Source organism: Streptomyces sp. SID11385 (genome assembly GCF_010548245.1).
GTDB lineage: Bacteria > Actinomycetota > Actinomycetes > Streptomycetales > Streptomycetaceae > Streptomyces.
Map to the genome: position 1 here is coordinate 1 of NZ_JAAGLR010000616.1, position 247 is coordinate 247.

1 protein-coding gene is annotated in these 247 nt (G+C 76.9%); it reads right to left on the reverse strand.

The window, feature by feature from the left end; translation table 11 throughout:
- On the reverse strand, nt 1-233 hold a 233-nt coding region (locus tag G3I42_RS37025; RefSeq protein WP_203606998.1), incomplete at its 3' end, for a hypothetical protein.
- Between the last annotated feature and the right edge of the window lie 14 nt (nt 234-247).

The window sequence follows — 247 nt, forward strand, 5'->3', positions numbered from 1 at the left end:
TGGCAGGTGGAGGCCAGGCGCTGGTGGCGCGCACGGTCGCGGGTGTCGGTGTGGGCGCGCGGGGGGCGACGGCGGGTGGTCGTACGGGGGGCGAGGCGTGTGCCCGTACGGGTGAGACGGCGTCCCTCGGCCGTACGGGCGTGACGGCGTCCCTCGGCCGTAGGGGTGTGACGGCGCCGAGCATCCGTACGGGTGCCCTGGCGGCCGTCCGTCGCCGTCGCGGTGGGTGTCATCGGTCCCCCTCCGT